General features: G+C 59.6%; 27 protein-coding genes. 12 read left to right on the top strand and 15 right to left on the bottom strand.

Annotated features, from left to right (window positions below):
- Positions 1-45 precede the first annotated feature (45 nt).
- Genes rph through CAER_RS0113905 form a run of 4 tightly spaced genes read left to right on the top strand, consistent with a single transcriptional unit; the run spans position 46 to position 2,875 of the window.
- Positions 46-759: a ribonuclease PH gene (gene rph, locus CAER_RS0113920; RefSeq protein ID WP_027235929.1), complete on the top strand. Its 714-nt coding sequence runs from the start codon at positions 46-48 to the stop codon at positions 757-759.
- Positions 756-1,370, top strand: a complete 615-nt coding sequence (gene rdgB, locus CAER_RS0113915) for an RdgB/HAM1 family non-canonical purine NTP pyrophosphatase (RefSeq protein ID WP_027235928.1) — start codon at positions 756-758, stop codon at positions 1,368-1,370. Before rph ends, rdgB begins: the two co-directional genes overlap by 4 nt.
- Positions 1,363-2,517 (top strand): radical SAM family heme chaperone HemW, encoded by a 1,155-nt coding sequence (gene hemW / locus CAER_RS0113910; protein ID WP_027235927.1) that lies wholly within the window; start codon positions 1,363-1,365, stop codon positions 2,515-2,517. The genes rdgB and hemW overlap by 8 nt, the downstream gene beginning before the upstream one ends.
- A 4-nt stretch (positions 2,518-2,521) precedes the next feature.
- Entirely contained in the window at positions 2,522-2,875 is a 354-nt protein-coding gene (locus CAER_RS0113905; protein ID WP_027235926.1) for a YbaN family protein, read from the top strand.
- Here CAER_RS0113905 and CAER_RS0113900 read toward each other — a convergent pair.
- From CAER_RS0113900 to CAER_RS0113870, 7 genes are all read right to left on the bottom strand, one after another.
- Positions 2,865-3,758, bottom strand: coding sequence for a ParB/RepB/Spo0J family partition protein (locus CAER_RS0113900; RefSeq protein WP_027235925.1), 894 nt, complete (start codon positions 3,756-3,758; stop codon positions 2,865-2,867). The genes CAER_RS0113905 and CAER_RS0113900 overlap by 11 nt on opposite strands.
- Positions 3,759-3,784: 26 nt before the next feature.
- Positions 3,785-4,594, bottom strand: a complete 810-nt coding sequence (locus CAER_RS0113895; RefSeq protein WP_027235924.1) for a ParA family protein — start codon at positions 4,592-4,594, stop codon at positions 3,785-3,787.
- Positions 4,587-5,204, bottom strand: coding sequence for a 16S rRNA (guanine(527)-N(7))-methyltransferase RsmG (gene rsmG / locus CAER_RS0113890; RefSeq protein WP_027235923.1), 618 nt, complete (start codon positions 5,202-5,204; stop codon positions 4,587-4,589). The genes CAER_RS0113895 and rsmG overlap by 8 nt, the downstream gene beginning before the upstream one ends.
- Complete coding sequence (mnmG, locus tag CAER_RS0113885) at positions 5,201-7,075, bottom strand: tRNA uridine-5-carboxymethylaminomethyl(34) synthesis enzyme MnmG (RefSeq protein ID WP_027235922.1); 1,875 nt, start codon at positions 7,073-7,075, stop codon at positions 5,201-5,203. Before mnmG ends, rsmG begins: the two co-directional genes overlap by 4 nt.
- A 13-nt stretch (positions 7,076-7,088) precedes the next feature.
- Entirely contained in the window at positions 7,089-8,375 is a 1,287-nt protein-coding gene (gene mnmE, locus CAER_RS0113880; protein WP_027235921.1) for a tRNA uridine-5-carboxymethylaminomethyl(34) synthesis GTPase MnmE, read from the bottom strand.
- A gap of 30 nt (positions 8,376-8,405) precedes the next feature.
- Entirely contained in the window at positions 8,406-9,677 is a 1,272-nt protein-coding gene (gene rho, locus CAER_RS0113875; protein WP_027235920.1) for a transcription termination factor Rho, read from the bottom strand.
- Positions 9,678-9,851: 174 nt separating this feature from the next.
- On the bottom strand, positions 9,852-10,307 hold the full coding sequence (locus CAER_RS0113870; protein WP_027235919.1) for a CopD family protein: 456 nt from the start codon (positions 10,305-10,307) through the stop codon (positions 9,852-9,854).
- 410 nt (positions 10,308-10,717) lie between these two features.
- Between CAER_RS0113870 and CAER_RS0113865 the strand changes: the two genes are divergently transcribed.
- From CAER_RS0113865 to dnaQ, 4 genes are read left to right on the top strand one after another with little or no spacing between them, the layout of a single operon-like run.
- Positions 10,718-11,317, top strand: coding sequence for a Maf family protein (locus CAER_RS0113865; protein WP_027235918.1), 600 nt, complete (start codon positions 10,718-10,720; stop codon positions 11,315-11,317).
- Positions 11,314-12,147 (top strand): shikimate dehydrogenase, encoded by an 834-nt coding sequence (locus CAER_RS0113860; RefSeq protein WP_027235917.1) that lies wholly within the window; start codon positions 11,314-11,316, stop codon positions 12,145-12,147. The genes CAER_RS0113865 and CAER_RS0113860 overlap by 4 nt, the downstream gene beginning before the upstream one ends.
- Complete coding sequence (gene coaE, locus CAER_RS0113855; RefSeq protein ID WP_027235916.1) at positions 12,144-12,737, top strand: dephospho-CoA kinase; 594 nt, start codon at positions 12,144-12,146, stop codon at positions 12,735-12,737. Before CAER_RS0113860 ends, coaE begins: the two co-directional genes overlap by 4 nt.
- The gene (dnaQ, locus tag CAER_RS0113850; RefSeq protein ID WP_027235915.1) at positions 12,730-13,455 is read left to right on the top strand and encodes a DNA polymerase III subunit epsilon; all 726 of its coding nucleotides are present in this window, start codon (positions 12,730-12,732) and stop codon (positions 13,453-13,455) included. Before coaE ends, dnaQ begins: the two co-directional genes overlap by 8 nt.
- A 72-nt stretch (positions 13,456-13,527) precedes the next feature.
- Here dnaQ and secB read toward each other — a convergent pair whose 3' ends face one another.
- Both secB and CAER_RS0113840 read right to left on the bottom strand, forming a co-directional pair.
- Complete coding sequence (gene secB / locus CAER_RS0113845; protein ID WP_027235914.1) at positions 13,528-14,016, bottom strand: protein-export chaperone SecB; 489 nt, start codon at positions 14,014-14,016, stop codon at positions 13,528-13,530.
- A gap of 56 nt (positions 14,017-14,072) precedes the next feature.
- The gene (locus CAER_RS0113840; protein ID WP_027235913.1) at positions 14,073-14,573 is read right to left on the bottom strand and encodes an FxsA family protein; all 501 of its coding nucleotides are present in this window, start codon (positions 14,571-14,573) and stop codon (positions 14,073-14,075) included.
- 115 nt (positions 14,574-14,688) lie between these two features.
- Here CAER_RS0113840 and CAER_RS0113835 point away from each other — a divergent pair, with 115 nt between their 5' ends.
- Genes CAER_RS0113835 through CAER_RS0113825 form a run of 3 tightly spaced genes read left to right on the top strand, consistent with a single transcriptional unit; the run spans position 14,689 to position 16,982 of the window.
- Complete coding sequence (locus tag CAER_RS0113835) at positions 14,689-15,345, top strand: Tim44/TimA family putative adaptor protein (RefSeq protein ID WP_027235912.1); 657 nt, start codon at positions 14,689-14,691, stop codon at positions 15,343-15,345.
- Entirely contained in the window at positions 15,342-16,394 is a 1,053-nt protein-coding gene (gene mltA / locus CAER_RS0113830; RefSeq protein ID WP_027235911.1) for a murein transglycosylase A, read from the top strand. The genes CAER_RS0113835 and mltA overlap by 4 nt, the downstream gene beginning before the upstream one ends.
- The gene (locus CAER_RS0113825; RefSeq protein ID WP_027235910.1) at positions 16,395-16,982 is read left to right on the top strand and encodes a Smr/MutS family protein; all 588 of its coding nucleotides are present in this window, start codon (positions 16,395-16,397) and stop codon (positions 16,980-16,982) included.
- A gap of 11 nt (positions 16,983-16,993) precedes the next feature.
- Here the strand turns inward: CAER_RS0113825 and CAER_RS0113820 are convergent, their stop codons facing one another.
- The 3 genes from CAER_RS0113820 to hslV form a co-directional block, all read right to left on the bottom strand.
- Positions 16,994-18,109, bottom strand: coding sequence for an alpha/beta hydrolase (locus tag CAER_RS0113820; RefSeq protein WP_027235909.1), 1,116 nt, complete (start codon positions 18,107-18,109; stop codon positions 16,994-16,996).
- A 79-nt stretch (positions 18,110-18,188) separates the two neighbouring features.
- The gene (hslU, locus tag CAER_RS0113815; protein ID WP_027235908.1) at positions 18,189-19,499 is read right to left on the bottom strand and encodes an ATP-dependent protease ATPase subunit HslU; all 1,311 of its coding nucleotides are present in this window, start codon (positions 19,497-19,499) and stop codon (positions 18,189-18,191) included.
- Positions 19,500-19,563: 64 nt separating this feature from the next.
- The gene (hslV, locus tag CAER_RS0113810) at positions 19,564-20,121 is read right to left on the bottom strand and encodes an ATP-dependent protease subunit HslV (protein WP_027235907.1); all 558 of its coding nucleotides are present in this window, start codon (positions 20,119-20,121) and stop codon (positions 19,564-19,566) included.
- Between the two features lie 221 nt (positions 20,122-20,342).
- On the opposite strand from hslV, the gene CAER_RS0113805 reads away from it, so the two are divergent.
- A complete protein-coding gene (locus CAER_RS0113805) occupies positions 20,343-20,534 on the top strand; it encodes a DUF1127 domain-containing protein (protein ID WP_027235906.1) in 192 nt (63 codons plus the stop codon).
- A 51-nt stretch (positions 20,535-20,585) separates the two neighbouring features.
- On the opposite strand, the gene CAER_RS0113800 is transcribed toward CAER_RS0113805, so the two are convergent.
- The 3 genes from CAER_RS0113800 to trxA form a co-directional block, all read right to left on the bottom strand.
- Positions 20,586-20,957: a Lin0512 family protein gene (locus CAER_RS0113800; protein ID WP_027235905.1), complete on the bottom strand. Its 372-nt coding sequence runs from the start codon at positions 20,955-20,957 to the stop codon at positions 20,586-20,588.
- Entirely contained in the window at positions 20,954-21,301 is a 348-nt protein-coding gene (locus CAER_RS0113795) for a Lin0512 family protein (RefSeq protein WP_027235904.1), read from the bottom strand. The genes CAER_RS0113800 and CAER_RS0113795 overlap by 4 nt, the downstream gene beginning before the upstream one ends.
- A gap of 155 nt (positions 21,302-21,456) precedes the next feature.
- Positions 21,457-21,777, bottom strand: a complete 321-nt coding sequence (trxA, locus tag CAER_RS0113790; RefSeq protein ID WP_027235903.1) for a thioredoxin — start codon at positions 21,775-21,777, stop codon at positions 21,457-21,459.
- Positions 21,778-21,814: the final 37 nt, after the last annotated feature.

Raw genomic sequence — 21,814 nt, 5'->3', positions numbered from 1 at the left:
CCGCATCCGGGGGATATCCCCAAGCCAGCTAACAAAGGATGTGCCATGCGACCCTCAGGACGAGAACTGAATGAAATGCGCCCCGTCTCGATCGAGACCGGCTTTACCAAACACGCCGAGGGCTCCTGCCTGATCAAGGTGGGCGACACTCATGTCCTGTGCACCGCCACTATCGAAGACCGCGTGCCGCCATTTATCAAGGGCACTGGTCTGGGCTGGGTCACCGCCGAATACGGCATGCTGCCGCGAGCCACCAACACCCGGATGCGCCGCGAAGCCTCCTCGGGCAAGCAAGGCGGCCGCACCGTGGAAATCCAGCGCCTGATCGGCCGCGCGCTGCGCGCAGGCGTAGACCGCGTTGCTTTGGGAGAACGGCAGATCACCGTCGACTGCGACGTGCTGCAGGCCGATGGCGGCACCCGCTGCGCCTCAATCACCGGCGGCTGGGTTGCGCTGCGCCTCGCGGTCAACAAGCTGATGAAAGCCGGCGACGTTCAGATCGACCCGCTGGTGGACCCGGTCTCTGCCGTTTCCTGCGGCATCTACGCCGGTCAGCCTATCCTCGATTTGGATTACCCCGAAGATTCCGAAGCTGGCGTCGATGGCAACTTCATCATGACCGGATCCGGCAAGCTGATCGAAGTGCAGATGTCTGCTGAAGGCTCCGTCTTCTCCCGCGATCAAATGGACCAGCTCATGGACCTGGCCGTCAAAGGCACTGTCGAACTTGCAGAGATGCAGAAGGCCGCGTCCAAATGACCCGCAAACTGGAAGGCGGCAAGCTGCTTGTCGCCACCCACAACCAGGGCAAGCTGAACGAGATTGCCGAAATCCTCGCCCCCTATGGCGTGACTGTGATCGGCGCCGGCGAGATGCACCTGCCGGAACCGGAAGAGACCGAAGACACCTTTGTTGGCAATGCCCGGATCAAGGCCCATGCCGCCGCCAAGGCCACCGGTCTCCCTGCCCTCTCCGATGACTCCGGCATCACCATCGACGCGCTGAACGGCGCCCCTGGTGTCTATACCGCCGACTGGGCCGAGACCCCGAACGGCCGGGACTTCAAGATGGCGATGACCCGCGCCAATGACGAGCTGACTGCGGCCGGGGCGAACGCGCCCCGCACTGCCCAATTCCGCTGCACCTTGGTCGTCGCCTGGCCCGACGGCCATGACGAGGTGTTTGAAGGCGTGATGCCGGGCCAGTTGGTCTGGCCGATCCGCGGCGAGCATGGTTTTGGTTATGACCCGATGTTCCAGCCCGACGGCTATAAAATCACCTGCGCCGAGATGGACCCGGCGGAGAAAAACAAGATCAGCCACCGCGGCAAGGCGTTGGCACACTTCGTGCAAGGCTGTTTCAGTGGATGACTGGCGCAATGGGGGCTTTGGCCTCTACGTGCACTGGCCTTTTTGCCAGGCCAAATGCCCCTATTGCGACTTCAACAGTCACGTCTCCGCAAAAATAGACCAGAAGCTATGGGTTAGAACCTACTTGGCTGAGCTTGACAGGCTCTCAGAACAGCTCTCCGGCCGCGTGCTCAACACGATCTTCTTCGGCGGTGGAACTCCCTCCTTGATGCATCCGGAAACCGTTGCCGCCGTTATAGAACGGGCACGTGAAATCTGGCTTTTTGCCAATGACATGGAGATTTCTCTGGAAGCAAATCCAGGTTCCGTCGAGGCCGGCCGCTTTGCCGGTTACCGGGACGCCGGCGTCAACAGAGTCTCCATGGGTATTCAGGCTCTGAACGACGAGGACCTGCGCCGGCTCGGCCGAATCCACAGTGTCGCTGAAGCCAAGGCGGCCTTCGACATCGCCCGCAATTGCTTTGACCGGGTCAGCTTCGATCTGATCTACGCGCGTCAAGGTCAGACCCTTGAGGCTTGGAAGGCGGAGCTGAATGAGGCGCTCTCTATGGCCATCGACCACGTCTCGCTCTACCAGCTCACCATAGAAGACGGCACTGCCTTCGGTGACCGTTACGCCCGGGGAAAACTGCGCGGCCTGCCGGAAGATGATACCGCTGCGGATATGTACTTGGCCACCCAGGAGATTACCTCGGCTCATGGCATGGCCGGTTATGAGGTCTCCAACCACGCTAAGCCCGGGGCAGAGTCGCGGCACAATTTGATCTACTGGCGCTACGGAGACTATGCTGGTATCGGCCCCGGCGCCCATGGCCGCCTGACCCTGAACGGCGCCCGCTTCGCCACCGAAACCCACCTCGCCCCCGGCGCCTGGATAGAGGCAGTCAACAAGGGAAATGGAGAATCCCTGCGTGAACTCCTTTCCCGGGAAGATGCTGCGGCTGAATACCTTATGATGGGGATGAGGCTTACAGAGGGTCTGGATATGGTACGCTATGCCCAGCTTTCTGGCCGCCCCATCCGCAAAAGCAAGCTCGCAGATCTTGCGGACTTGGGTATGGTGACTATCTCTGAGCAGAGACTTCGCACGACCCACAAAGGGCGCGCAGTTTTGAATGCGGTGCTCCGCGACCTGTTGATGGATTGAGGCAATGCGTTTCCTTTATGCCGGCTTGGGACTGTGCTGCGTGGCCTTGGCGGCAATTGGGATTGTACTGCCTCTTTTGCCAACCGTACCGTTCCTCCTGCTCGCCGCATTCTTCTTTGCCAATTCCTCCGACCGGCTGCACAACTGGATCGTTGCCCATAACGTGTTTGGCCCGATGATCCTGGATTGGCGGGAACGCGGGGCCATTCGGCCAGGCGCAAAAAAGGCGGCAACCGTTTCGATTGCCGCCGTCTTTGGGTTATCCCTTCTGCTTGGCGTGCCCTGTCAAGTGCTGGGCATCCAGGCATTGGTTCTCACAGCTGTCCTGACGTTTATCTGGACCCGCCCTAACGGCTGAGCATATTGCACAGCTCGTCCAGCTGATCCAAATTCTCATAACTGATCGTTACGGAACCGGCCTCGCTACCAGGCTTGTGATTGATTGACACCTTCATCTTCAGCATCGCGGACAGATCCCCTTCGAGGGCGCGGGTGTCCGCATCTTTCTCAGAAGCAGCCTTGGGTTTCTTAGCCGACGCCGTACGAATACCCGCTGCATCCTTTTTTACCAAGGACTCAGTTGCCCGGACCGACAGCCCGCCCTTTACAATTTTCCGGGCCAGATCAGACGCGTTGTCCGAGGTAATCAGGGCCCGGGCATGTCCGGCTGAGAGCTTGCGCTCCTGCACCAGGATCTGCACATCCTCCGGCAAATGCAGGAGGCGTACCAAATTGGCAATGTGGCTTCGGCTTTTGCCAAGCGCCTCCGCCATCTTTTCCTGAGTATGGCCGAATTTCTCCATGAGCTGCTTATAGCTCTGCGCTTCTTCCATTGCGTTCAGATCAGACCGCTGGATGTTTTCGATGATGGCGACTTCCATCATCTCCTGGTCAGAGTATTCCCGGATCAGGACCGGCACTTCGTGGAGCTGTGCCGCCTGCGATGCACGCCACCGGCGCTCACCGGCAACAATCTCGTAGGCGCCTCCCGCCTTGGGACGCACGATCAAGGGTTGCAGGACGCCTTTCTCCTTGATCGACGCAGTCAGGTCATCCAAGTCCTCCTGCAGAAATTGACGGCGGGGCTGGTTCGGGTTGGCAACGATCTTCTCGATCGGCACCAGCACTTCTGCATTCCGCGGGGCCTCTGACTGTGTGCTCACCGGTGCAGGGTTCACATCAGCCATCAACGCCGACAGTCCCCGGCCAAGCCCGCGCGGTTTCGTCTTTTTGTCTGCCATGGTTGCCTCCGGTTCTTATTCTGCATTCAGGCCGCTATCTTGTGATGTTTATTTAGGAGTTCTTCCGCCAGGGCGCGATAGGCCTGCGCTCCCAGAGAATTGGTGTCATAGTTCAGCACGGGCAGTGCATATGAGGGTGCTTCGCTCACCCGGACATTCCGGGGTATCTTGGTCTGGAACACCAAATCCCCCAGATTATCGCGGGCATCCTGCTCCACCTGCTGAGACAGGTTGTTGCGCCGATCGAACATCGTCAAAACGATTCCTTCGATCCGCAAGTTCGGGTTTGCAGACTGGCGCACTTCGCGGATGGTCAGCATCAACTGCGTCACGCCCTCCAACGCAAAAAACTCACTTTGAAGCGGGACAAGCACTGAATGTGCCGCCACCATCGCGTTCACGGTCAGAAGGTTCAAAGACGGCGGACAATCAATAAGAACATAGTCCCAATCATAGTCATCCATGGCCGTCTGGCGCAGCGCATCATGCAGCAGGAAGCTGCGCTTTTCGTTTGTGAAAAGTTCGATGTCTGCGGAGCTGAGATCCACCGTAGCGGGGATAATGCACAGATCTTCGATTTCGGTCTGGCGAATGACATCTACGAGGGAGGCATCTTCGACCAAAAGGTCGTAAGTCGTCAGGTCCCGGTCCGACGGTTCAATTCCCAGACCTGTCGAAGCATTGCCCTGCGGGTCCAGATCAACAACTAAGACCCGCAACCCGCATTCCACCAGAGCGGCAGCGAGGTTTATGGCTGTTGTTGTCTTCCCTACCCCGCCTTTTTGATTTGCGACCGCGATAATACGAGGCCCCTCCGGGCGGGAATAATCAGACACGTGCCACTCCCCTTATCTTCAGGATTACTGCTTCTGGTTCTGTCAGACTTTTAACCGGTTCTGCCTCGAACTGCCATCGCTGCCGCGCGTTATCCACTTCTTTTTTCCAGCTTTCCCCCTTCGGGAACAGCGCTGTCCCGCCGGCGCCTAGATGCCGCTCGGCGAACTCCAGCAGAAGCGACAAATCCGCGAGTGCCCGTGCCGAAAGAACTCCCGCATTTTGAGGATCCGCTTCCTCAATGCGTTTGGAAACCACCGTAACCCTAGCACCGCACTCCCGCGCGGCGGTGCGCAAGAATGCCGATTTGCGCTGGTCACTTTCAACTAACGTGACCTTCATGTCCGGGGCTTCTTCGACCGCGACGATCGCGACAATCAAACCGGGAAATCCCCCGCCGCTCCCGATATCAACCCAATGATCGGGGCGTTCAGCGCAGCGGAACACCTGGACAGAATCCGCGATATGCCGCGTCCAAATCTGCTTCAAGCTTGATCTGGACACCAAGTTAATCTTGGGGTTCCACTTCAGAATGACCTGCTCAAAGCGCTCCAGCCGCTGCAGTGTTTCACGTGAAACATTGAGCCCTTCCAGAATACTCTTTTCATTCATGCAGTTTTGCCCTGCTGTGTCCGATCCCGCCTCAGCCGGGCAAGAAGCAATGCCAGTGCCGCCGGCGTCATCCCGTCAATTCGCGCTGCTTGTGCCAAAGTTTCAGGCCGAGCGCGAGTAAGTTTCTGCTGCAGCTCTTTCGATAGCCCCTCAATACCTTCATAGGAGAAGCTCTCGGGGATAACATAGCCCTCATCCCGCTTCATCGCAGAGATTTCCCGCTCTTGACGCGCAATATAGTTGGCATAAAGCGCGTCGCGCTCAACCTGACGGCGGATACCTTCATCTACTCCGGACAGCTCGGGCATCAGGGGCACGACATCCTCGAATACCACGTCTGGGAACGCAAGAATATCCAACCCTGTCCGACGGTTTCCATCCTGATTCACCCGGATTCCTGCCGCTGCGACCTGTTTCGGGGTAAAGCTCTGTGTTTCCAAAACAGAGCGGGCTTGCTGGAGGCGGTTGCTTTTCTCCAGAAACGCAGACCGTCGACCTTCGCCGGCGCAGCCGATTTCAATAGCTAGAGGTGTCAACCGCTGGTCCGCATTATCGGCACGCAAAGACAACCTGAACTCCGCCCGGGAGGTAAACATCCGGTAAGGTTCCGCAACACCATTTGTAGTGAGGTCGTCGATCATAACCCCAATATAGCTGTTGGACCGGCTGAAGCTCACAGGTCCCTCCCCCAAGCATTCACGCGCTGCGTTAAGGCCGGCAACCATTCCCTGGGCTGCTGCCTCTTCATAGCCCGTGGTGCCGTTGATCTGTCCGGCAAGATACAGTCCGGGAACGTCCTTGAGCCTCAGTTCCAGCGTCAAGGAGCGAGGATCGACATAGTCATATTCAATGGCATAACCGGGCTGCAGTATGACAGCCTGCTCCAGCCCGCGGATCGAACGCACATAGGCTTCCTGCACATCCTGCGGCAGACTGGTGGATATGCCGTTGGGGTAAACGGTGTGATCTGATGCGCCCTCGGGCTCTAAGAAGATCTGATGCGAGTCTTTCTCGGCAAATCGGACGATCTTGTCTTCAATCGAAGGGCAGTAACGCGGCCCAACGCCTTCGATGTGGCCGCCATACATCGCTGACCGCTCCAGGTTTTTCTGGATGATCTCATGGGTGCGGGCGTTTGTGTGGGTGATACCGCATGATACCTGCTTTGCGCTCACTGATCTTGTCAGGAAGGAGAAGAAGACAGGATCATCGTCCCCCGGCTGCTCATCAAGTATTTCCCAATTGATAGTCCGCCCATCCAGCCGCGGCGGCGTGCCGGTCTTCAAACGGCCGAGCGGCAGGTTGAAGCTGTCCAACCTTTCCGCAAGTTTGATGGAGGGCTTATCGCCCATACGTCCGCCAGGCTTAGAAACGTCGCCAATATGAATGACCCCGCGCAGGAAAGTTCCTGACGTAAGAATAACTGACGTGCTCGGGATTACACTGCCATCTGCTAGGATCACGCCGGCGACGGCCTGACCGTTCATAAGAAAGTCCGTAACCTCGCCTTCGAGGATGTCTAGGTTCTCCTGGTTTTCTGTCATCCGGAGAATTTCGCGCCGGTAGATCGCCCTGTCCGATTGCGCCCGGGGTCCTTGCACTGCGGGACCCTTTCGTCGGTTCAGCAAGCGAAACTGTATGCCGGCTAGATCAGCGGCGCGGCCCATAACTCCATCGAGCGCGTCGATTTCCCGGACGAGATGACCCTTGCCAAGCCCGCCAATAGCCGGGTTGCAGGACATGACACCAATACCATTGCGATCCAGCGTCACCAAAGCGGTGCGGACCCCCATCCTGGCCGCGGCATGGGCAGCCTCGGTGCCGGCGTGGCCGCCACCCACTACAATCACGTCATAAGCCGAATGTTTCACGTGAAACACTCCTTCATTTACCAAGGCAGAAACTAGAAAAGATCTCATCCAAGAGATTTTCTACTCCGATCCGCCCAACCAGCATTTCCAGTGCTCGGATGGCCGAGCGCATTTCCTCGGCGGCTATATCATAGAATTCCGGGCCGCGCTGCAGGATTTGTTGTGCATCCCCTAGACTGGCCAGCGCTGAGACCATTGCATCTCGGTGCCGCGCGCGGGTTGCGATACCGGCCTGAGCCGAGCGCTGCTGCAGAATCTTTGAAACATGCTCGACAAGCCTGTCGATCCCCTGCCCCGACCGGCCGGAAATGGCATTACCGACGTCGTCGCGCAGGTCCGCCTTCGGGAGCAGCCGGATATCGCCCTGCTGCATCTCAACATCCAAAACATCATCCTCTTCCGCGAGGAAGACGCGCAGGTCCGCATCTTCGGCCCGTTTACGCGCTAAGGCGATACCGATTCCCTCGACGTGATCATCAGTATCGCGCAAACCGGCGGTGTCGAGAAGCGTGACAGGCAAGCCGGCAAGGTCCATGCGGACTTCGATGATATCGCGGGTGGTGCCGGCGTATTCGGACGTGATCGCAGCTTCCCGGCCGGCAAGCGCATTCAACAGCGTGGACTTGCCAACATTCGGTGCACCCACAATTGCCACTTCAAACCCGCTGCGGATCCGTTCGGCAATCTTAACGCCCGCTGTCTCTTGCTCGAGGCCGGCCTGAACATCCGACAGCAGCGACGAAACCTCAGGTGTGACGTCTACTGGTACTTCCTCGTCGGCAAAGTCGATGGTCACTTCTATCAGGGAAGCCGCGCGGATCAGCTTGGTCCGCCAGGTTTCTGCCAATTGCCCCAGCCCGCCGGCAAGGATGACTTGCGCCTGCTTGCGCTGCGCTTCGGTTTCGGCATCAATCAGATCTGCAAGACCCTCGACCTGTGCCAGGTCCAGATTGCCATTCTCCAGCGCCCGGCGTGTAAACTCTCCGGGTTCAGCCATTCGCAGGCCATCTATTCGACGCAGTGTTTCAAGCACTGCGGAGATCACCGCGGTACTGCCATGCGTCTGAAATTCAACAGTATTTTCACCAGTAAAGCTGTTCGGAGCGGTGAAGCTCAGAACCAGTGCCTCGTCCAGCCGCTCTCCTGATTCGTCTTTCAGGATTCTCAGGCTGGTTCCCCGCCCCGGTAAGGCGCCGCCGCAAAGCTGCGCGCCGGCATCTAATGCAAGCGGACCGGAGACGCGGATAACCGCGACCCCGGCCTTCCCTTGGGCGGAGGCCAGCGCAAAGATCGTGTCCATGGGATGGCCTTTCTCTCTCGCCGGCCCGGATCAGGTGTTCATCGAATCGAAGAACTCGGAGTTCGACTTAGTCTGCTTCAGCTTTGACAGCAGGAACTCGATCGCGTCGGTGGTTCCCATCGGGTTCAGGATCCGGCGGAGCACAAAGGTCTTAGCCAGATCGCCCTTGTCGACCAGCAGGTCTTCCTTGCGGGTGCCGGACTTGAGAATGTCGATGGCCGGGAACACGCGCTTGTCGGCAATCTTGCGGTCCAGCACGATTTCCGAGTTGCCGGTACCTTTGAACTCTTCGAAGATCACTTCGTCCATGCGCGAACCGGTGTCGATCAGCGCGGTGGCGATGATCGTGAGCGAGCCGCCTTCTTCGATGTTCCGGGCGGCACCAAAAAAGCGTTTAGGCCGCTGCAGGGCGTTGGCGTCGACGCCACCGGTCAGAACTTTACCCGAAGATGGCACCACGGTGTTGAAAGCCCTACCAAGTCTTGTGATCGAATCAAGAAGAATAACAACATCTCGCTTATGTTCGACAAGGCGTTTGGCTTTTTCGATGACCATTTCCGACACTGCGACGTGGCGGGTGGCCGGCTCGTCAAAGGTAGAGGAAACAACCTCGCCCTTCACGGACCGCTGCATGTCGGTCACCTCTTCCGGGCGTTCGTCGATCAACAGGACGATCAGGTAGCACTCCGGATGGTTCTTTTCGATCGAATGCGCGATGTTCTGCAGGATCACAGTCTTACCGGTGCGCGGCGGTGCCACGATCAGCGAGCGCTGGCCTTTGCCGATGGGGGCCACAAGGTCGATCACCCGGGCTGAACGGTCCTTGATGGTGGAATCCTCGATCTCCATCTTCAGGCGTTCATCCGGGTAGAGCGGGGTCAGGTTGTCAAAGGCGATCTTGTGACGTGCCTTTTCCGGCTCTTCAAAATTTATCATGGTGACATTGGTCAGCGCAAAGTAGCGCTCTGTCTCCAGCGGCGCCTTGATCTGGCCTTCGACCGTGTCGCCTGTGCGCAGGGAATACTGGCGGATCATATCTGGGGAGACGTAAATGTCGTCCGGACCCGGCAGGTAGTTTGCCTCCGGCGAACGCAGGAAGCCAAAGCCGTCCTGCAGCACTTCCAGCACCCCGTCACCGCCAATGTCCCAGCCCTCATCCGCGCGTTCCCGCAGGATCTGGAACATCATCTCGCCCTTGCGCATGGTCGAGGCGTTTTCGATCTCCAGCTCCTCTGCCATCGACAGCAGCGCTTTGGGGCTTTTCGCCTTGAGATCAGACAGGTTCAGGGATTGCACGGTCATATAGATACGGCCTCTACTCCCCGCTTAGCCGGGGGTCGGTCACACGACAGGTTTGGAAAACACGGGATACCCGGACGGGTCCGTTGAGAGCCATACATAGGGACTCGTTTCAGGTGAGTCAAACGCCGGCTGCAAGCGTTCCGGCGATGCTGGGCCCGTTTCTGCGCCTTTGCGCTAGAATTTGAAGATAACTGAAACAACGATCACCAGCATCAGCACTGTCGGCACCTCATTCATCAGCCTGAACTGCCTGCCTGTCAGCCTGTTCCGCCCTTCCTGGAAATCGCGGTAGCGGAACAGCAGCCAGTGGTGAAACCAGGTCATGGCAATCACTGAAACGCCCTTGGTCCAGGGCCACACATAGCTCCAGTCCACGATCCCTGGGGTCAGCACGATGAACAGCCCTGCGGCCCAGGACACGTACATGGCAGGGCGCATGATGATCCTGAGAAGCTTCTCCTCCATGGTAAGGAAGATCGGAATGGCTTCCTGCACATTCTCAGCCTGCTCCACGTGATACACGAACAGACGGGGGAGGTAGAATAGACCCGCCATCCAGCTGAGTACCGCCATGATGTGCAGAGATTTGGCATATGGGTAGAGCGTGAACATCACGTCTGTCAGGTCCATGGGCAGTTCTCCCCGGTCAGATCTGATCACCCTAATAAATAAAAGAATATTAGAAGGATGATGTTTTTGTAGTGTGCGTGGATTCCGGTGGATAAGTGAATCCTCCTTCGCTTATCCCCAGCAGGGATAAGATTCCAGCATTGATGGGAAAGGAGTCTTGGATTTCCCGCCGGAGCCTGGAAAATAAGGCGTGTTAAGGATGTCTTTACCTTCCCGTGCTTGGGGATAACAGCGGGATGATCCCGGGAGAGCCGGCATATCCACGGATTCAAAGTTATCCTGACTCACAAAGGACGACTCAGCGGGTTGAATCCCGGGATTTGCGTCAACCCCTGGAGTCTTTACTTGAGCGTGGAAAACCATACAAAACGTCCTGAAACCGTCTGCTTCTTTCCCACGGGGTTTTCCACATGACTGCCCACATTGTGCTGGCTTCTGGTTCCGAAATCCGGGCGCATCTGCTGCGTCAGGCCGGGATCGAATTTGAAACGGATGTGCCGAGACTGGACGAACAAGCGATTAAGGCCGCGCTGCTGGCCGAGGAAGCGCCGCCGCGGGACATTGCCGATACGCTGGCAGAAGCCAAGGCGCGCAAAGTCAGCGCCAAGCATCCAGGTAAATTGGTTTTGGGGTGCGACCAAGTTCTGGATTTCGAGGGACAACTGCTCTCCAAGCCGGCGAGCGCAGAGGTCGCGCTGGCCCAGCTGAAGGAAATGCGCGGCAAGCGGCACATGCTGCTGTCGGCGGCGGTGATCTATCGTGAAGGTGAGCCCATCTGGAGGCATGTTGGCCAGGTTCGTCTGGTAATGCGCAAGTGTTCGGACGCCTATCTGGAAGATTATGTCAGCCGCAACTGGGACAGCATCCGCCATGCGGTGGGAGCTTACAAGCTGGAGGAAGAAGGCGTTCGGCTGTTCGCCTCCATCGAGGGCAGTTACTTTAATGTCTTGGGATTGCCGCTGATGGAGATTATCAGTTACCTGGGTTTGCAAGGGGTGATCGAGCAATGACAGAAGCAAAAATCCCGCTCGCCGGCGTGATCGGCTGTCCGGTTGCGCATTCCAAATCCCCGCAGCTGCACGGCCACTGGCTGCAAACACATGGTATCGCCGGGCACTATGTGCCGATGCATGTGGAGCCTGAGGACCTGGCGGAAACCATCCGGACGATGCCAAAAATGGGGTTCGTGGGGGCCAATGTCACGATCCCGCATAAAGAGGCGGTGATGGACATTGCCGACACGGTCACCGACCGGGCCAAACTGATCGGCGCGGCAAACACTCTGATTTTCCGTGATGACGGCACCATCCTGGCCGACAATACTGACGGTTATGGATTTATCACCAACTTGCATCAGGGCGCTCCGGATTGGGACCCGCAATCAGGGCCGGCAGTTGTACTGGGGGCTGGCGGCGCCTGCCGTGCGGTCGTCGCCTCGCTTTTGGAGGCCGGCGTGCCGGAGATCCTTCTAAGCAACCGCACGCGTGAGCGGGCGGAGCAGCTGCAAGAGGATTTTGGCAACCGGATCCGGGTGGTGGATTGGCTCCAGGCCGGCAACGCCATCGAGGAAGGCAGGCTGATCGTGAACACCACCTCGCTTGGCATGGTGGGCAAACCGCGGCTGCGGGTGCCTTTGGACGGTCTGCGGTCCAGTGCTGTAGTGACTGATCTGATCTATGCACCCCTGAAAACAAGCCTGCTGCAAACAGCGGAAGAGGCGGGTTGCACTGTGGTCGACGGTTTGGGCATGCTGCTGCACCAGGCGGTCCCAGGGTTTGAGCGCTGGTTCGGCCGCCGGCCCGAAGTTGATGATGCCACCCGGGCTGCGGTGCTCGGATGAGCTTTTGCCTTGGCCTCACCGGGTCCATTGGCATGGGCAAAAGCACTACGGCACAGCTGTTTGCCGATCAGGGCTGCGCGGTCTGGGACGCGGATGCGGCTGTTCACCGACTCTATGGCAAAGGCGGTGCAGCTGTAGGACTGATGCAAGCGGCTTTTCCCGGGGCTGTAGAGAATGGAGAGGTCAGCCGCGCTGCGCTGAAGCTGATTATCGGCAAGGATCCGGCGGCGCTGAAGCGGATTGAAGCAATCGTGCATCCTTTGGTGGCGCAGGACCGCGCGGCCTTCCGGGACAAAGCGCAAAGCGATATCCTGGTCTTTGATATCCCGCTTCTGTTTGAAACCGGCGGCAACGCTGAAATGGACGCCGTGGCCTGCGTGACCGTGGATGCACAGACCCAGCAGGAGCGGGTTCTTGCCCGCGGCACAATGACGTTTGAGCAATTCCGCCATATCCTGCAGAAACAGATGCCGATTGAGGAGAAGATGGCCCGCGCCGACTACGTGATTGAGACGGACACGCTCGAACATGCCGAGGCGCAGGTGGCGGAGATCCTTGCAGATATCAGGAGTAAACTGAGCCATGCGTGAAATCGTTCTTGATACCGAGACCACCGGGTTTGATCCGTTCTCCGGCGACCGGATTGTCGAGATCGGTGCGGTGGAGCTGTACAACCACATGCCCACCGGCAAGACGTTTCACGAATACATCAACCCGGAACGCTCGATGCCGGCGGAGGCGTTTTCGGTGCACGGTATCGGCCCCGACTTGCTGGAGCCGCCGCAAAAGCCGGAACCCGGTGCGGTGACGCTGCGGGACAAGCCGGTCTTTGCCAAGGTCGGGCAGAAGTTCCTGGATTTTGTTCAGGACTCCAGGCTGGTCATTCACAATGCCAGCTTTGATATGAAGTTCCTGAACGCGGAACTGGACTGGATGGGGCTGCCGAAACTGCCGATGGATCAGGCGCTTGATACGCTGGCCATGGCCCGTAAGCGGTTCCCAGGCTCGCCGGCGACGCTGGATGCGCTGTGCCGCCGCTTCAACATCGACAACACCAACCGGACCTTGCACGGGGCGCTGCTCGACTCTGAAATTTTGGCGGATGTCTATCTGGAGCTGATCGGCGGCCGCCAGCCGGATTTTGGCTTGTCCTCCCAGTCTTCTTCCACTTCTTCGCAGGTAGAAGATGACTGGCGCCCTGTGCCGCGTCCAGCCCCTCTGCCCGCACGGATCACCGCAGACGAAATGGCAGCGCATGAGGCATTTGTGGACAAGCTGGGAGATGAGGCTTTGTGGAAAGCCTCCTGATCCCGGGAAGGTCCGCAAAAGAAAAACGCCGCTGAACCTCAGCGGCGTTTTCTGTTTCAAATGTTTGAAACCTTACTGTGTAGGAGCCGCTGCTGCCGCTTCGGACTGACGGCGGGCCAGTTCGTTGCGGTAGATTGCCACAAAGTCGATATTGTCCAGGTTCAGCGGCGGGAAGCCGCCGTCGCGGGTCACATCGGACACGATGCGGCGCAGGAACGGGAAGGTCATGCGCGGGCATTCGATCAGCAGGAACGGGTGCAGCTGGTCTTCCGGCACGCCGACGATATTGAACACGCCGACATATTCCAGTTCCAGCACGAACAGGACGTTACCGGCTTCCTTATTCTTGGACTCGACGGTCAGCTTGGTGACAACCTCATACTGGTTCTCGGCCGAGCGCTTCTTCGCATCCAGGTTCACCTGCACGCTGACGTCGGGCTGAACCTCGCCGCCGGAGCCTTTCTGCGCCATCACGTTTTCAAACGACATGTCGCGGATGAACTGGCCCAGAATGTTCATCTGGACTTGCGGCTGCTGCTGGGCTTCGCCGTTTTCGGCCATGTAGGTACTCCTGAAAATATGCTTTGGACCGTGCTTATCAGCTTGGTACAGGTTCCTCAACGGGGACCGTCAACCCAGCCGGAGGGCCCGCCGCGCCGGTCGGCGGGGGTCACATCTTCATAGTCGCCGTCGATCACTTCATCGGGCCGGCCTGCCGTACCGGGATAATGACGGCCCTGCATGCTGCCGGGACCCATCTGGAACTGCGTGACTGTGACACGGGCGCGCAGGTAGCGGTAAACCGCCAGCCGCACTGGTGGCATCAGCAGCGCAAAACCGACGGCATCTGTAAAGAAACCCGGGGTCAGCAGCAGCGCACCGGCTACCAGGATCATGGCGCCATGGGCCAAAGGCTCTGCCGGGTCGGACAGTTGCTGGAACGAGGATCTCAACTGTCCCATGGCCATACGCCCTTGGGTTTTCACAAGCCAAGTGCCCAGAACCGCGGTCAGAACCACGATGGCCAGGGTCGGCCACATGCCGATGGCACCGCCAACTTGAATAAACAGAGCGATTTCAATGATGGGAACCATCAGAAAGGCCAGGAAGAGATACATCGGGGATTCCTTGAGATCATACACCCGGGCGGTAGACTTGCCCCCGCCCGTCACCTACATAAGACGTGACAGCTTTGGTTTCAAACAAAGCACGAACGCCTAGCATGAGGTATCCATGGAGTCGCCTGTGATTCAGCTTTTGGTTCTGGCCGGTATTGCTGTGTTTCTGATCCTGCGCTTAAAAAGCGTTCTGGGAACACGCGAAGGCTTTGAAAAGCCGCCGCTGCCGCAATCCGAAGCCCGGGGCCGCCGCCCGGATCTGGAGGTGATCGAGGGCGGCCCGGACCGCGACATCACCGATTATGTGGCGGAAGGCAGCCAGCAGGCCCAGGCGCTGGCTGCAATGAAGCGGGCTGAACCCTCGTTCCAGGTTCAGGAATTCGTGCAAGGCGCGCGCGGCGCCTATGAAATGATCCTGATGGGCTTCGAGCATGGCAATCTGGACGACATCCAGCCGTTCCTGGCGGAAGATGTCTTCGACAGCTTCGTGGATGCCGTCGCGCAGCGCGAGGACAAGGGCTACAAGATCGAGGCCGACTTCATCGGCGTCCGGGAAACCACCCTGCAGGACGCGCAGTTCGACCCGCAGACCGGCCGCGCTGAAATCACCATGCGCTTTGTCGGCGAGATGACCTCGGTGGTACGCGATCGCGGCGGCGACATCGTCGAGGGCGACCCCAAGGCGATCAAGCGCCAGAAGGACACTTGGGTCTTTGCCCGCAACATGGGCAGTGACGACCCCAACTGGCAGCTGGTTGCGACGGACGCATGATTGCGGCGCTTCGGGGGGCACTTGGGGCAGCTGCGATTGCAGGTGCCGCGATGACCGCCTCCGGGGCGCACTCCGAGACCGTGTCCAGCATTCTGGACTTTGGGCAGCTCGATGGCTGGGCGCAGGACGATCACGCGCAGGCGCTGCAGGTATTTCTAGGAACGTGCAGAGACCTCAGGGATCCGGACTGGGCTGCCTTGTGCAAGGCCGCCCAGTCGCAGCCGCCTGAAGGCGCCCGCGCCTTCTTTGAGCTGTTCTTCCGCCCTGTGCTGATCGAGGATGGAAACCCTGCCCTTTTCACCGGCTACTTTGAGCCGGAATTGAATGGCTCCCGGTATCAGACCAGCCGCTTCCGCTATCCGGTCTACAAGATGCCGCCGGAAGCCCGCCGCACCAGTCTTTGGCTGCCCCGCCGCGATATCCTCTCCGGTGATGTGATGCAGGGCCGCGGGCTGGAAATTGCCTGGGTGGACGACCCGGTAGAGCTTTTCTTTCTGCAAATCCAGGGCTCCGGCCGGATCCGCCTGCCGGATGGTTCCATGATCCGCGTCGGGTATGGTGGCGCCAACGGACACCCGTATAAATCCATCGGCAAGGAGCTGGTGCGCCGCGGCGTCTATAACGCCCATCAGGTCAGCGCACAGGTGATCAAGTCCTGGGTCCGGCGCAATCCCGCGGATGGCAAGGAACTTCTGTTTCACAACCCGTCATATGTGTTTTTCCGCGAGGTGCGCAAAGTGGCGGCCTCCAAGGGGCCGCTTGGCGCCATGAACCGCTCAGTCACGCCGATGCGCACAATTGCCGCCGACCCAGCCTATACCCCGCTGGGCGCGCCGGTCTGGGTGGAAAAGGACGGCCACATGCCACTGCGCCGGCTGATGGTGGCGCAGGACACCGGCTCTGCCATCAAGGGCGCTCAGCGGGCTGACATCTTTGTCGGCACCGGCGACAAGGCCGGCGAGACCGCCGGCACGATGAAAGACCCGGGCCGGATGGTAGTGCTGCTGCCAATCCAGCGGGCCTATGCGATGTTGCCGGAAGACCTTTGAATGACACGGCGGAAACTGACAGGCGATGAGATCGACCTCTGGCACAAGGTCGTAAAGCACACGGAGCGTTTGCATCCGGGCACCCATTCGTCGCCGCCTGCCCAGCCAATGCCGAAACCCAAACCGGTCAAGCAGCCCGAACCCCGCCTGGACCCGTTCGAGGTCGGCAGCCGAGCCAAACCCAAGCCGGTGAAGCACGATCTGAAACCTTCGATTGCCCGCAGCCTGGCCAGTGACCCGCTGCAAATGGATGAAAAAGCTTTCCGCCGCATGAAGCGCGGCAAGCTGAAGCCAGAGGGCAAGCTGGACCTGCACGGGATGCGCATCGACACGGCGCACCCTGCCCTGACCCGGTTCATCCTGTCGGCTCAGGCGTCCGGCAAGCGGCTGGTGCTGGTGGTGACCGGCAAAGGCAAAAATCGCGACGCGCCTGGGCCGATGCCTGTGCCGCGCGGCGTGCTGCGCCACAAGGTGCCGCAATGGCTGGCGCTGCCGCCCTTGGCGCAAGCGGTGCTGCAGATCACGCCGGCGCACATCAGCCATGGCGGCGAGGGCGCCTATTACGTCTACTTGCGGCGCAACCGCTGAGGACTGGCCCGTTACCTGTTGTCCGCGGGCCTGCCTGTCAGGGCCACTTTGACGGCATTCTCCCGAATTACGATCTGACCCGGCAGAATGGCCTGCAAACGCTCAGGGTCGTCGGCAAACGTATCCGCGGTTTCCCGTGCGCCGTTCAGCAGGGCCAGCAGCGCCGGCGAGGTGGCTGTCACAAAATGCTGTGACTCCGCCTCGTCCGCAAAGGCGGTGGTGTCGATGATTTCCACCGGCAGGCTGCTGAGCTCCTCAATATTATCCAGATTGCCAAGCCGCTCGCGCCCGTCCAGCCCGCGCAGGCGCTGCGACAGCGTAAGCACGTTGTCCTTGCGGGAAACAAAGATGAGAAACGGCTGCGGTACCGTGCGGAACCGGCGCATCTGGGTTTTGAACACATCAATATCCAGATCCGGCGACATCAGCACCACGCCGCCCAGGTTTCTGGAGGTCCACCCCGGTGTCTGGATTTCAATCTGGCGCAATGTCTCCATGGTCAGAAGCCCGCCCATGGAATGCGCGACAACCACCACCCGGCCCGCACCGGCGACACGCAGCTTTCGCAGCAACTGTTCCAGTCCGTCGCGGGCAAACAGGACGCTGTCGCCGTCATAGGCATAGCCAAGCGGCCGGCCCTTGCTGGGCCAGGAATAGATCACCGTGGCGCCGGGAACGTCGATGTCATGGGTCAGCTGAGCCGCCCGGAATGCAGTCTCGGCCTGGGTAGAGTTGAAGCCATGCACAAACACGGTAATGTCGCGCTCCTTTGGCGGGAACTTGGCCAGTTCCTGCTGCAGCCGTGTGCCGAATGCGGCGTCGCTTTCGAATTTCTTCCGTCCCGCCATGGTGAACTCAGTGACGGGATCCGGGTTCCGGTAGCCGAATTTCAATGAACCGGGAGTATGCTCCGGCGGAATTGAAACGGTAAGTTCAAGCAGGCTGTACCCCTCTGCCCGCTCCGCGCCAAAGGTACCATCCGGCAGCTGGTCGCGGTTGGTGGCGGCGAATACGGTCTTGGGGGTGCCCACGTTCAAGGCCGCGGGAAAGGTGGGGGAATAAGACCTGTCAGTGCAAGCTGTCAAAAGTACCAGCATCACACCGCAAATCAGGCGCAGCCTTAGCATATTGTCCCACCTTGATGACCTAGCGGCAGGCTACTGCACCTGCCGCCGATGTCCAGCGCCTGCAATCCGCATTGGCGGTTTACAACACGTAACGGCTGAGGTCGGATGAGCGGCCAAGCTCGCCCAGGTTCTTCGTCACAAAGGCTGCGTCCACGGTCACAGCTTCGCCCGAGCGGTCTGGCGCGGTAAAGGACAGCTCCTCGAACACCCGCTCCATTACCGTGTAAAGCCGACGCGCACCGATGTTTTCCACCGTCTGGTTCACCTCGGCAGCGATCTTGGCCAAGGCCGCGATCCCGTCTTTGGTAAAGGTGACCTCAACCTCTTCGGTGCCCATCAGCGCAGTGTACTGGCGGGTCAGCGCGTTGTCGGTCTCGGTCAGGATCCGCACAAAGTCTTCTTCTGTCAGCGCCCGCAGGTTCACCCGGATCGGCAGGCGGCCCTGCAGTTCCGGCAGCAGGTCCGACGGCTTGGCAATGTGGAAGGCACCCGAGGCGATGAACAGGATGTGGTCGGTCTTCACCGGGCCGTGCTTGGTGCTGACGGTGGTGCCCTCAATCAGCGGCAGCAGGTCGCGCTGAACGCCTTCGCGGCTGACATCGCCGCCGCGTGTCTCCTGACGGGCGCAGACCTTGTCGATCTCATCCAGGAAAACGATGCCGTTCTGCTCCACCGACTCCAGTGCGGTGCGGGTGACGGTCTCGTCATCCAGCAGTTTGTCGGCCTCCTCGCCGATCAGCACTTCATAGCTCTCGGCGACAGTCAGCTTCTTGCGGGTGGTGCGCCCGCTCATCGCCTTGCCGAACAAATCTCCAAGGTTCAGCATGCCCATATTGCCGCCGCCAGGCTGGCCGGGAATTTCAAACATGCCCATCGGGTTGGAGGTGTCGGCCACATCCAGTTCGATCACGGTATTGTCCAGCTCTCCCGCCTTCAGCTTCTTGCGGAACATCTCGCGGGTGGCTTCGCGCGCATCGGTGCCGGCGATGGCTTCCAAGACCCGCTCCTCGGCGGCTTTGTGTGCGTTCGCTTTCACGTCTTCGCGCATGTACTCGCGGGTCTGCGCAATAGCGCTGTCAACCAGATCACGGATGATCTGCTCCACGTCCCGGCCGACATAACCGACCTCGGTGAATTTGGTGGCTTCCACCTTGATAAAAGGCGCGCGGGCCAGTTTAGCCAGGCGGCGGGAGATCTCGGTCTTGCCGACCCCGGTGGGGCCGATCATCAGGATGTTCTTCGGATATACCTCGTCGCGCAGATCGTCTGCGAGCTGTTTGCGCCGCCAGCGGCTGCGCAGGGCTACTGCCACGGCACGCTTGGCCTCTTTTTGGCCGATGATGAAGCGGTCCAGTTCCGAGACGATTTCGCGGGGGGTCAGATCGGTCATGTCAGTCCTTTCCCGGGGACAAAACTTTCAGCGAAAAGTTTTGCTAAGAATTTTTTCGAAATTCTTAGCCGCCGATGGTTTCGACGGTCAGGTTTCCATTTGTGTAGACGCAGATGTCGGCGGCGATGGCCATGGCGTCCCGCGCCACGTCTTCGGCGGATCGGCCGCTGTCCATCATGCCGCGGGCAGCTGCCAGGGCAAAATTGCCGCCCGAGCCGATGGCCGCCACGTCATGTTCAGGCTCCAGCACGTCGCCGGCGCCGGTGATCACGAACATGTCCCTGCCGTCGGTGACGATCAGCATCGCCTCCAGTTTCTGCAGGTACTTGTCGGTGCGCCAGTCCTTGGCCAGTTCCACGCTGGCCCGCGCCAGCTGGCCGGGGGTGGCTTCCAGTTTGGTCTCCAGCCGTTCCAGCAGGGTAAAGGCGTCAGCGGTCGATCCGGCAAAGCCTGCCACCACGTCAAACCCGCCGGGCGACAGGCGGCGCACCTTGCGGGCCGTTCCCTTAATCACCGTTTGCCCCAGCGACACCTGGCCGTCGCCGGCGATGACAACCTGGCCACCCTTCTTGACACCGATGATGGTGGTGCCGTGCCAGCCGGGGAATTGATCGTCTGCCATTTATGCCTCCGTTTGGTTGCCCCCTATATGGAACCATCCCCCCGCCGGCACAAGAGAGCGGCCGACTTCCGCCGTCATGCAGCACCTGCTTGGCAATTCGCTGCTATGCAGCAATTGCAAATCGGGGCTGATGAACCGGCAATTGTGAGTCTCGGCACCACACCCTAAATCAGCCTCACAACCGGCACAGGGTCGGCTGTTTCTCAGAAGGATATGCGCAAATGACGACCGCAAATATTCATGCGCCGCTCGGAGCAGTCACCGTTCTCCGCGTGGTCGACGCAGTGGCCAATGTCAAAAACACCATTGTGGAATGGTATGAGGCCCGCGAAACCCGCAAGGTTCTGGCACAGCTGACCGATGCCCAGCTTGAAGATATCGGTCTGGACCGTTCCGACATCACCAAGCTCTGATCTTTGATGATCAAGAACCTTGAATGAGCCGCCCTGCACGGGCGGCTTTGTTCATTCCGGGGTGCCGGTTTTGTATTTTCCGGCCTGGTCCGGCAGCCAGGCTTCGACCGCCGCGGTGGCGATTACATGACGGGTGCCCTCTTCGGCATCCTCCACATCCAGACCGCCCTTCACGGCCTGCACGCTGGCCCGGCCGCGCGGCAGGTCCTGGGCCACAAGGTTGCAATCCACCGCCTCCGGCTGCTGCACGCCGATGGTCACTTCCACCCGCATTTCGCTGTGATCGAGTCTCAGCTTGGAAAACAGTGTGATCGAGGAATGGTGCAGCGCATCCTGCACCGCGCGGCGGGCCGCCTTGGTGTAGTCCTGGCCATAAAGGTCGTTACCCGTGCCCATTTCAAGGATGATGCGCTTTTCGCTCATTCCGCGGCCTCCATGTCAAATGACACGACCACCGCTGCATTGGCGATCACTGTGCGCCCGCCGTGGGGCTTTTCAATGTCGAGCCCGCCTTTCACGACGCGGATGCTGGGCTGGCCGTAGGGAAAGATTTCCAGGAGTAGCTCCTTATCCACAGCGTCCGGCTGCTGCACGCCGATTTCGGCTTCGATAATCATGTCTTCTTTTGAGAAATCAAACAGTTCCGCCATGTTGACGGAATTGTGCCACAGCGCGTCCGTGATGGCGCGCCGGGCGGCTTCGGTGTAGTCCTCGCGCCTGAGCGATGTGCCCATGCCGAATTCCACCAGGACCCGTGTCTTGGCCATATCGCCTCCTGTACCTGTTCCGGGAGGGACACTTGCAGGGTGGCCGGGCCAAGGGAAGAGCCAGTTTGACCCGTTCCGCAGCACCAGAACTTGCCAGACAAAAAAGAGCTGCCCCCGCGGGGACAGCCCTATGAAATCCGGTAAATGGATCAGGCTTAGATCGACTCTTCGATCCAGCTCTGCAGCGCAGCCTTGGGGGCGGCGCCGGCGCGGTTGGAAATCACCTGGCCGTCCTTGAAGATGAACAGCGCCGGGATGCCGCGCACGCCCATGGCAGCGGCGGCGTTCGGGTTGCTGTCTACATCGACCTTGGCAATCTTGACCTTGCCGTCGAATTCCGCGGCCAGCTCTTCCAGAGCCGGGCCAATCTGCTTACAGGGACCGCACCACTCAGCCCAGAAATCCACCACAACGGGGATGTCGGAGTTCTTGACTTCGGCGTCAAAAGTGGCGTCGGTGACGGCAACGGTGGACATATGCATGTCTCCATGAGTGTGTGGCAACTGGAGTCGG

The organism is Leisingera caerulea DSM 24564, assembly GCF_000473325.1.
In the GTDB taxonomy this organism is placed as follows: Bacteria; Pseudomonadota; Alphaproteobacteria; order Rhodobacterales; family Rhodobacteraceae; genus Leisingera; species Leisingera caerulea.
The sequence above is the reverse complement of the archived record's forward strand: the minus strand, read 5'-3'. Positions and strand labels throughout refer to the sequence as shown.